Raw genomic sequence first — 9,690 nt, 5'->3', positions numbered from 1 at the left:
GTATCAGCCTGCGTTTCGGCGCCAAGGTTCCGGGACCGACGACCAACATCGCTCCTGTGACCATGAACTTCAAGTACGCCGATGCCTTCGGCAAGTCCACGGCCAACGGCTACGAGCGTCTGCTGCTGGACGCCATGCTGGGCGATGCGACGCTGTTTGCGCACCGCGACGGCGTGGAGGCGACCTGGGCGCTGTTCACTCCTCTGCTCGAGAAGTGGGCCGAGACTCCGGTCTCCGACTTCCCGAACTATGATGCGGGCAGCTGGGGCCCCGAAGCCTCGGACGACCTGCTGGCGCGCGACGGCCGCTGCTGGAAGAGCTGCTAGAGCATTTTTCCTGCAGGTGTAGTGCAGGGCTTGTGCATCTATGGGCGTTTTCCGCAATGAAAACGCCGCTGCACACTCCTCCCGGGATACCCAGCAACAGGAAAAATGCTCCAACCACTGAGTAGAAGGAACTGAATGGCTCGTACGACCCTGGTAACGTTGGATGTCTCGCCGGATGCGGCGGCTGTGGCAAAGAAGGCGGCGGAGCACTTCGCCACAACAGTTAGGCAGGCGGTAGCGGCACGCGGAATGGCGCGTGTCGCTATCTCCGGCGGATCGACTCCGAAACGCATGTTCGCCCTGCTCTCGCAGGAGCCATTTCTAAGCGATCTTCCCTGGGACAAGCTCCATCTGTACTGGGTGGATGAACGCTGCGTGCCACCGTCGGATCCTGAGTCCAACTATGGTGTGACCAAGGAGTTGCTGCTGGATAAGGTCCCGCTGCCGGCTTCTCAGGTCTACCGGATGGAAGGCGAGCTCGAACCTCATGAGGCGTCTTCCCGTTACGAGGCCCTGATCCGCAATACCTTCAAGCTGGAGGGAGCGGAGACTCCGGTCTTCGACCTGGTTCAGCTCGGCATGGGCGACGATGGCCACACCGCATCGTTGTTCCCGCATACGGCAGGTATCGATGAGCTGAGCCGTATTGCCTTCGCTAACCATGTGCCGCAAAAGGACACGTGGCGCATCACGCTCTCGTGGCCGGTGATCATCGCCGCTCGCGAGGTGGTTTTCCTGATCGAGGGTGCCGCCAAGACCGAGGTCCTGGCACGTGTGCTGACCGGTCCGAAGGATCCGGAAACGCTGCCCTCGCAATTGATTCGGCCCGCAAATGGTAAGCTGCTCTTCTTGCTGGATACGGCCGCGGCAGCCAAACTGCCCTCGCCGCATGGCGGCACCATGGAGTGGGTTGGATGATTCTTGCAGGCGACGTCGGCGGTACCAAAGTACACTTAGCACTTTTTGACTTTACGGGCGGGCGCCTGCACATGCTGCGCGAGCACAAGTTCGCCTCGCGCGACTTCACCTCGGTCGAGGATGTCGTGAAGGCCTTCATCGCCCAGGACAACACGGGCGACACGCACGGCATCACCGCAGCGTGCTTCGGCGCTGCTGCAGCATCTGACAAAGAAGCTGAACGGCCGCGTCAGCTACGAGCGCGTGATCTCAGGGCTGGGACTGATCAACGTTTATCAGTTCTTCCGCGACGTAAAGAAGATGGAAGAGCCTCAGTGGCTAAAGGACCGCATGGCGAAGGAAGATCCAAACTTCGTAATCGCAACCTGCGGCGAAGATGGTTCGAGCGAGCTCTGCGCGGAAACCTTGAACCTGTTCGCGGGTGTCTACGGTGCGGAGGCAGGCAATATCGCGCTGAAGGTTCTGGCGCGCGGCGGTGTGTACCTGGGGGGAGGCATGTCGCCCAAGCTGCTGAAGACCCTGCAGAACGGTACGTTCCGGAAGGCGTTTTTGGACAAGGGACGGCTCTCGCCCCTGCTCGAGACGATCACGGTGCGCGTGATTCTGGATCAGAGCTGTGCGCTCCTGGGAGCAGCGGCCTACGCGGAATCGCGGGCGGCGGAGTTCTCCGGAATGAGCGAGCGGGCTGCTTCGCGGCATCAGTAGCGGCTACTGAATGGCGGATCCCCGATGGGGATCCGTTTTTTCCTTTAAAGTTCGGGCAGAACATCGGATTTCTCCGCTTTGCTGCGAAATGACAAAATTATGGGCTGTTTGATTGCTAGAGGTGCCCTGACTGTTGAAATGGTCCGGCACGTTTTGTTTGTCATCCCGTAGGGATCTGCTTCTTGCTAAACAACGCGACGCTCTAGAATAGGAACCCATGGCGCGCGAGTACGTCTTCTATGTCTATATCCTCGCGAGCCGTTCCCGCACCCTGTACATCGGCATGACGAATGGCATCGTTCGCCGGCAGCGGCAGCATGCCATGAAACAGCCTAGATCCTTTACAAGCCGATATAACGTCTACCGGCTTGTTTACTACGAGCGGCACCAGTACGTACTTAACGCGATCGCGCGGGAGAAGGAACTCAAAACCTGGAGCCGTCAGAGGAAGGTTGAGCTGATTGAGCAGGACAATCCTGCTTGGGAGGACCTGTCGGAGGCGTTTTATAGGAATTACAAAGGGGAACGGATTATGTAAACGCCCTATGCTCCGGATAGGGGTTTGGTAGAGAAGCAGATTTCTCCGCTACGCTGCGAAATGACAAAATTATGGGCTGTTTTGATCGCGGAGGTATCCGTCGCCGAATTGGCCAAGACGCCTTTTTTGTTTGTCATCCCGTAGGGATCTGCTTCTCTACCCAAGCTTTCTCGGGCAAGCCAACTACAATCCTTTTTTGTCATTTCGCAGCGTAGCGGAGAAATCTGCTTCTCTACCCAAAAGCTGGCCCCAAATGAAATACCTTCCCCAAAACGCCAAAACCCGACAAAAAAGCCATTCCAGACTAATAGGCGAGCGAAACCTGCCGATCTTTAGTATCGTCATTTCATTTAACAGATGCGATTTTGGCTTTCCCTCTTTGTTGCAGCACTTTCTTTCATCACCTCTGCACAGGCTCAGCGTCTCCCGTCGAATGCCCGTCCAACGCATTACGGGTTGACCATCACGCCTGACCTGAAGGCAGCGACCTTTGGGGGCGAGGAGAGCATCGATCTCACGCTGGATGCTCCCGCGACAGAGATCACGCTGAATGCTGCGGAGATCACGTTTACGTCCGTACGCGCTGCCGGGCAGGTTGCCGGGGTGTCGCTGGACGACGCGAAAGAACAGGCGACGTTTACCTTCGAGCATGCCCTGCCCGCCGGGCCGGTTACGTTGCAGATCCGGTATACGGGCATCCTCAACGATAAGCTTCGTGGCTTTTATCTTTCGAAGACCCAGCAACGCAGCTATGGCGTGACCCAGTTTGAGCCGACCGATGCGCGGCGTGCCTTTCCCAGCTTCGACGAGCCGGCGATGAAGGCGACTTTCGATATTGAGCTGGTGCTCGACGAGGGCGATACTGCGATCTCGAATACACAGATCGTCAGCGATACTCCGTTCGGCAGCGAGAAGCATCGCGTGAAGTTTGCGACGACGCCAAAAATGTCCACGTACCTGGTGGCGTTTCTGGTTGGCGAGTTTGCCTGCTCTACCGGGAAGGCGGATGGCGTGCCCATCCGCGCCTGCTCCACGCCTGACAAGGTGAAGTACACGAAGTATGCGGTGGATGCGGCTCAATACATCCTGCACTACTACAACCAGTATTTCGGTATTCCGTATCCGATGCCAAAGCTCGACATGATCGCTCTGCCGGACTTCGAGGCAGGCGCCATGGAGAACTTCGGCTGCATCACCTACCGTGAGACCGATCTGTTGGTTGACATCAAGAACGGATCGGTCCCGGCGAAGAAGAATGTCGCCGAGGTGGTAGCACACGAGATGGCGCATCAGTGGTTCGGCGACATGGTAACCATGCAGTGGTGGGACAATTTGTGGCTGAACGAAGGCTTCGCCACGTGGATGGAGAAGAAGCCTCTGGCTGCATGGCATCCGGAGTGGAACATGCAGCAGGAGCGCGCGGCCGAGCTCAACGAAACGCTCAACTACGATTCAGACTCCGCGACCCGGCCTATCCGCGCCACAGCGAATACGCCTGATGAGATCAACGAGATGTTCGATGGCATCGCCTATGGCAAGGCGGGCGCTGTGCTTGCCATGGTGGAGCACTACGTCGGCCCCGAGGTCTTCCGCCAGGGAGTCCATCGTTATCTCGCAGCGCATCTCTATGGCAATGCCACTGCCGAGGACTTCTGGACAGCACAGACCGAGGTGAGTCATCAGCCGGTTGATCGCATCATGGAGAGCTTCATCAGCCAGCGCGGCGTGCCACTACTGCGTTTTACCGACAAGGCAATGGACGCATCGCAGAGCCGCTTCTATCTCTCACCGCTGACAATGCGTGCGTCGCAGACAGAGCAGACGCAGGGTTGGGACGTACCGACGTGCCTCAAGGGTGTCGCCGCCGATCTCTGCCGCGTGATGGAGCCGGATGGCGCGAGTACGACGATCCCGGAGCCGTTCTTTTTCGCGAACTCCGGAGCGACCGGCTACTATCGCGCGACCTATTCGCAGCAGCAGTACAGCACCATCCTGCAGTTGATGGAGACACGCTTCTCTCCGGCAGAGCGGATGTTGTTTCTGGGAGAGCGTGAGGCTTTGATGCGTGCAGGGCTGATCCAGGTGAGTGATTACCTGAACCTGCTGCGCATGGTGAAGAAAGACGACAGCGCGGCGGTTCTGGAGACGGCAGCCGGCGGCCTTTTGGGTGTGGATGCCCGCATCGTCTCGGACGAGGACCGCGCACGGCTGCAGGACTGGATCTGCATGCAGTACCGTCCGGTCTACGATGCGCTGGGGAAGCCATCGAAGCACGACAGCTTTGAGAAACAGAGCCTGCGGGCTACGCTCTTTGGTCTGCTGGGCTTTGCAGGTGACAAAGCGATCATCGCCGAGGCGAACGGCTTCATGGATCAGCTCTTCCGTGGCAAGCTCTCGATCGATCCGGCGATGACCGGTACCGCACTGGCCATCGCAGCGCGTAACGGAGATCCATCGCTTTACGAGAAGATACGGAAGGCCTCGCAGATCGTGAAAGATCCTGGTCTGAAGACCAACTTCCTGCATACGCTGGCTCGGTTCACTAATCCGGCGCTGGTGGAGGCGACGCTGAAGTACGCCATCTCCGGCGAGGTGCGGACGCAGGATAGCTGGGTGCTATTGGCGATTCTGCTCTCGCGTCCTGAGACGCATGCACAGACGTGGGCTTTCATTCAGGAGAACTGGAAGCAGGTGCAGGCGACGCTTACAGAAAGCTCCGGTGCACGCATCGTGTCGGCAGTAGGAAGCTTCTGCACGCAGGATGAGCGCATCCAGGTAGACCGCTTTTTTGCGGAACACAAGGTCGATGCCTCCGAGCGCACGCTGAAGAAATCGCTGGAGTCGATCGACGCCTGCATCGCCCTGAGAAAGAGTCAGCAGGGCGAGTTGGCACGGTGGCTGGGAAGGAACTAATAGTTGAATAGTTCAATGGTTGATTTGTTGAATAGTTGAATGGTGTCTGGGGCTAGCTCAACTGTTTTAGCAACCCTACCTATTCCACTATTCAACCATTCCACTATTCAACTAGTTGAGCTCTGCATCAGCGGTTCCAATACGTCCTGTCGCGGCCATACGCAATGTGAAGCGGACGCGCACAGCTTTGTCGTTGCGTTTCATGTGGTAACGCAGGTTGAGTGGACGCACCAGCGGACCGGTGGGGGGAGCATCGCTTCCGGCTGAGATCTTCATGCTGCGAGCGTCACGGTCGATCTCTTTGCCTTTCTTGTCGAACTGCGTGCACATCAGGATGAGTTCAGCGCGCCGCGGCTCTGTATCGGTGGCATAGCTCCAGGCGACACCGCGTGCATCCACGTGTAGCAGGTACGTGTTTGCCTCAGTCGAATCTTTTTCCAGTGTTACAGGAATGCCGTCGTAAACCATCTGACTGTTTTCTGCGGCCACCAGGTCTGAGACCAGGCGCCGAGAGGGATTCGTAGGATCCACGCGGCCCGGACCGTAGGAGAGATAGTAGCCTTCGCGGGTAAGAACCTTTGCTCCTGGACGATTCACGGTGACCACGATCTTGCGGAACTTCTGCATGTCACGCGAGGTGTCAGTCGGCCGGTAGGTGAGGGTATAAAAGGTCGCGCCGTCTTTGATGGCAGTTCCAATCTCGGTGTCGACATCATTGCGGCCATAGAGCGCGGCCCCACCAGTTGCCTTTGCCAGAGCGGAGAACTGGTAGTTGCCGCCCAGCGGATCGTTGAACGCGGCGGCGCTGCCATACTTGCCGGGATCCGCCATCACACCTGCCGGATCGATCGTGTAGAGCGTGATGCGCGCGTCACGCAGTGTGTTGACCGCGTCCTGGATCGCGTTATCGACGCGGTGCTGCTGATCGACCGGGGCATTGACGAAGTTGAAGGGCGGGAAGCCACGGCCGACCCAGATCATATTCTTGTGGCCGAAGTGACCAGTGGTGGCTTGCGCAACGCGGCGCAGGGTGATGAAGGCGGTAGCGTAACGTTCGCCGATCCAGGAATAGTTATGTGTCTGCCATGGATACGCGACAAAGTGTTTGTCCAGGGACTGCAGGATAGCCTGCTTGTCCTGGGTGTAGTCCTTCAGTACGGTGAAGTGCTGCAGGTCTACGGCCAGCAGCATGGTCGGAACCTCGAGCTTGTCCGGCTGCTTCTCCATGAACTTTTTCAGCGAGTAGCGCGCGAAGGCCATGTCTTCAAAGCGCGTATTGAACTCGTCGAGAACGATGATGTTTACAGGCGCGCGCGGCGTCAGCTTATCAAGCTCACCGGTCGAGTTAATGGTGACAGAGGGCGGCGGAATGGTCGCGCCTGCCTGCTCGAAATTCAGAACCGTCTGCGGTTCGCCCATCTCGGAGACAGAAAAGTCTTCCTTCTTCAGGCCTGGAATGGGATTGCCCTTGCTATCGACGACTACGGCATCAAGGATCACCAGACGCGCATTGCGCTGAATCGTGTAGGCGCCGTTCTGCTGCTGGGCAGTGACCGGACCTTGCTGCGAAGACGGCGATTGCCCAGCGGCAGAAGGCTGGGGCGCCGGTTGTTGCGTGGATGGAGTCTGTTCCTGAGTGGATTGCGTGTTGGTACCGGAGGGCTCCTGCCCCGCGGAGATCGTCGCTGCTGTTGCAAGAACAGCAGCCCAAAGCATCGGTCGCATCGGTGTCACCTCTGTCGTGTGTTGCCGAGTGCCGCCAGGGGAACGGCGGCATCCTGAAGATGACACGAAAGCTGGGCAGAGGTTGCGGTCGGGACAAGAGAAGGCGACGAATTGTTGGCTAGGTGTTTGAAACCACGAACTCTTCTTCTTGGGAAGGAGTGACGGATACCGGTGACGGTTGAAAAAGCCACTGCTGCACGCCCAGAGCTGCCACCGCTCCCACCATCTGAGCAACGATGAAGGGAAGAACGTCGGCCGGGCGAATTGCGGCGAAGGTGTCGGTCAGGCATCGGGCAACGGTTACTGCGGGGTTCGCAAAGGAGGTCGATGAGGTGAACCAGTACGCGGCAGTGATGTATGCGCCGACGGCATAGGGAGTTGCTGCCGGACGTACACGAGAGCAGCTGAGCACGACCATCAGAAGACCGAAGGTGGCTACGAACTCCGAGAGCAGCAAGGCCGGTCCACTGCGGATATGGGTTCCATGCTGCAGCAGAGGCACACCGAAGATGGCATGCGCCAGAACTACGCCGCAGCAGGCGCCTCCGATCTGTGCAAGTACGTAGAGGACGGCGTGTCCGCGTGGCAGTGAGCGATCGAGGACCGCTGCCATGGTGACGACCGGATTCATGTGAGACGAAAGATCGCCAAAGGTGAGGATCAGTGCAACCAGACCTGCGCCTGTAGCCAGCGAGTTGACGAGTAGTGCTATTGCCTCATTGCCCTGAGTCAACCGCTGACCCATGATGCCGGAGCCAACGACGACGGCCAGCAGAAGAGCGGTACTGAGGAATTCTGAGACGGCGCGGCGGCCGAGAGTTGAGCTCACAAAGAACCTGCTTCGGATAAAGCTTCGGGCGTAATGGTCTTCAGATCGAGCAGACGGTGGATGCGCCGATCGAGTGTGGCGAAGGCTTCCGCATAGGCATGAGCGATCGCCTCTTCGTTGCCTTCTGCTGCTGCGGGATCGGGCAGGCCCCAGTGCGCGGTTGCGGGATGGCCGGGCCAGAAGGGACAGGGCTCCGCCGCAGCGTTGTCGCAGACGGTGAGGATGATATCCATCTGCGGCCCACCGGGCTGTGCGAACTCGTCCCAGCTCTTGCTGTGCAAGCCTTTGGTTGAGATTCCTTCACTCTGGAGCTGGCGCAATGCGCCTTCGCGCACCAGGCCGGCCGGCTGGCTGCCGGCGCTGAAGGCGCGGAAACGGCCGGCTCCACGATGGTTTAACAAGGCTTCGGCAAGGATGGATCGGGCTGAGTTTCCGGTGCACAGGAAAAGAACATTCATCATGCGAGAGCTTCCGTTGGTTTGGTGGCACGCACGAAGGCGCTGACAAACCTGTCTTCCACCTGCGAGGCGATGGAGTCCACATCGACACCGGCTTCGGTGAGGAAGTGACGGGCGTCTTCGATGCAATAGACGCGTGTGATTTCGAGGTCGATACCGGTGAAGCCTGCGGCAGCGAGTTTCCCGCGATACTCCCGCTCTTCCAGGGCTCCGGCAATGCAGCCTACCCAGAGCAGCATGCTCTGCCGGATCTCGTCCGGTACCTGTCCACGAACAACAACGTCGCTGACGGCAAAGCGGCCACCAGGTTTGAGGACACGGAAGGCTTCCCGCAATACGCGGTCCTTATCGCTGGAGAGATTGATCACGCAATTGGAGATGATGACGTCTACACCTGCGTCTGGAAGGGGAATCGCTTCGATATTGCCCTTCAGGAATTCGACATTGGTGACGCCTGCCTTCTGCTGATTCTCGCGCGCCAACTCCAGCATCTCGTCGGTCATGTCGAGGCCGTAGGCTTTGCCGGTAGGGCCGACGCGTTGCGCTGAGAGCAATACATCGATGCCTCCGCCAGACCCGAGATCAAGGACAGTCTCACCCGGCTTGAGATCGATCAGTGCCGTAGGATTCCCGCAGCCAAGAGAGGCCAGCACAGCTTTCTCAGGCAGAACGCCGTGCTGATCTGCCGTGTACAGATTGCGGGTGATGGGGTCACAGCACTGCATCAGCGGGTCGCAGCACGCGGGTTCGTTTTGCTTGACGGCGAGCGCCAGAGCGCCGTATTTGTCCTTCACGGCAGAGATGGTATCCATAGATCCTCCTGACATATCTGCTTAAGCAGATGTATCTGGTGAGGGCATATCTGTCAAGACGGATATAATGAATTTCGCATGGCGACGAAAGGGAGAACGGAGCAACTGGCGCAGATCTTTACCGCGCTCTCTGACCCGACGCGCCTGCGTATCCTCAATCTTTTGAATGGGCGGGAGGTCTGCGTCTGCTACTTCGTGGAGATTCTGAAAGAGCCGCAGCCGAAGATCTCGCGGCATCTGGCGTATCTGCGAAGCGCGGGCATGGTGGCGACTCGCAAAGAGGGCAAGTGGGTGCACTACAGCATCGCGTGGCCTGAGGAGAAGGATCTTCGGAAGGCGCTGAGTGCGGCCTTGCGGGCGCTGGAAGATGACAGGAAGATGCAGGCGGACCTGCGGCATCTGGAGATGGCCTGTTGCTCTCCGCAGAAGTTTGTCACGCTGGAAGGTGCGCCGATGCCGGCGCGAA

General features: G+C 58.6%; 9 protein-coding genes and 2 pseudogenes. 7 read left to right on the top strand and 4 right to left on the bottom strand.

Annotated features, from left to right (window positions below; all coding sequences use genetic code 11):
- From AB4043_RS06235 to AB4043_RS06210, 6 genes and pseudogenes are all read left to right on the top strand, one after another.
- Nucleotides 1-326: pseudogene (locus AB4043_RS06235) on the top strand (glucose-6-phosphate dehydrogenase); the annotation flags it as partial.
- 135 nt (nucleotides 327-461) lie between these two features.
- Nucleotides 462-1,244, top strand: coding sequence for a 6-phosphogluconolactonase (gene pgl, locus AB4043_RS06230; protein WP_442300989.1), 783 nt, complete (start codon nucleotides 462-464; stop codon nucleotides 1,242-1,244).
- Nucleotides 1,241-1,387 (top strand): annotated as a pseudogene (locus AB4043_RS06225) (glucokinase); the annotation flags it as partial. The gene pgl and the pseudogene AB4043_RS06225, both read left to right, overlap by 4 nt.
- Nucleotides 1,388-1,487: 100 nt before the next feature.
- Nucleotides 1,488-1,949 (top strand): glucokinase, encoded by a 462-nt coding sequence (locus tag AB4043_RS06220; RefSeq protein WP_442306683.1) that lies wholly within the window; start codon nucleotides 1,488-1,490, stop codon nucleotides 1,947-1,949.
- A 217-nt stretch (nucleotides 1,950-2,166) separates the two neighbouring features.
- The gene (locus AB4043_RS06215; protein ID WP_442300987.1) at nucleotides 2,167-2,487 is read left to right on the top strand and encodes a GIY-YIG nuclease family protein; all 321 of its coding nucleotides are present in this window, start codon (nucleotides 2,167-2,169) and stop codon (nucleotides 2,485-2,487) included.
- Between the two features lie 357 nt (nucleotides 2,488-2,844).
- The gene (locus AB4043_RS06210; protein WP_442300986.1) at nucleotides 2,845-5,400 is read left to right on the top strand and encodes a M1 family aminopeptidase; all 2,556 of its coding nucleotides are present in this window, start codon (nucleotides 2,845-2,847) and stop codon (nucleotides 5,398-5,400) included.
- Between the two features lie 111 nt (nucleotides 5,401-5,511).
- Here AB4043_RS06210 and AB4043_RS06205 read toward each other — a convergent pair whose 3' ends face one another.
- From AB4043_RS06205 to AB4043_RS06190, 4 genes are all read right to left on the bottom strand, one after another.
- Nucleotides 5,512-7,125 carry a VWA domain-containing protein gene (locus AB4043_RS06205; RefSeq protein WP_442306682.1) on the bottom strand — a complete coding sequence of 538 codons (1,614 nt, stop codon included), beginning with the start codon at nucleotides 7,123-7,125 and terminating at the stop codon, nucleotides 5,512-5,514.
- Between the two features lie 118 nt (nucleotides 7,126-7,243).
- On the bottom strand, nucleotides 7,244-7,954 hold the full coding sequence (locus tag AB4043_RS06200) for an aquaporin (protein WP_442300984.1): 711 nt from the start codon (nucleotides 7,952-7,954) through the stop codon (nucleotides 7,244-7,246).
- The gene (locus AB4043_RS06195; protein ID WP_442300983.1) at nucleotides 7,951-8,415 is read right to left on the bottom strand and encodes an arsenate reductase ArsC; all 465 of its coding nucleotides are present in this window, start codon (nucleotides 8,413-8,415) and stop codon (nucleotides 7,951-7,953) included. Before AB4043_RS06195 ends, AB4043_RS06200 begins: the two co-directional genes overlap by 4 nt.
- Entirely contained in the window at nucleotides 8,412-9,224 is an 813-nt protein-coding gene (locus tag AB4043_RS06190; RefSeq protein WP_442300982.1) for an arsenite methyltransferase, read from the bottom strand. Before AB4043_RS06190 ends, AB4043_RS06195 begins: the two co-directional genes overlap by 4 nt.
- 78 nt (nucleotides 9,225-9,302) lie before the next feature.
- Here AB4043_RS06190 and AB4043_RS06185 point away from each other — a divergent pair.
- On the top strand, nucleotides 9,303-9,690 hold a 388-nt coding region (locus AB4043_RS06185; RefSeq protein WP_442306681.1), incomplete at its 3' end, for an ArsR/SmtB family transcription factor.

The organism is Terriglobus sp. YAF25, from assembly GCF_052113305.1.
Lineage (GTDB): Bacteria > Acidobacteriota > Terriglobia > Terriglobales > Acidobacteriaceae > Terriglobus.
The sequence above is the reverse complement of the archived record's forward strand: the minus strand, read 5'-3'. Positions and strand labels throughout refer to the sequence as shown.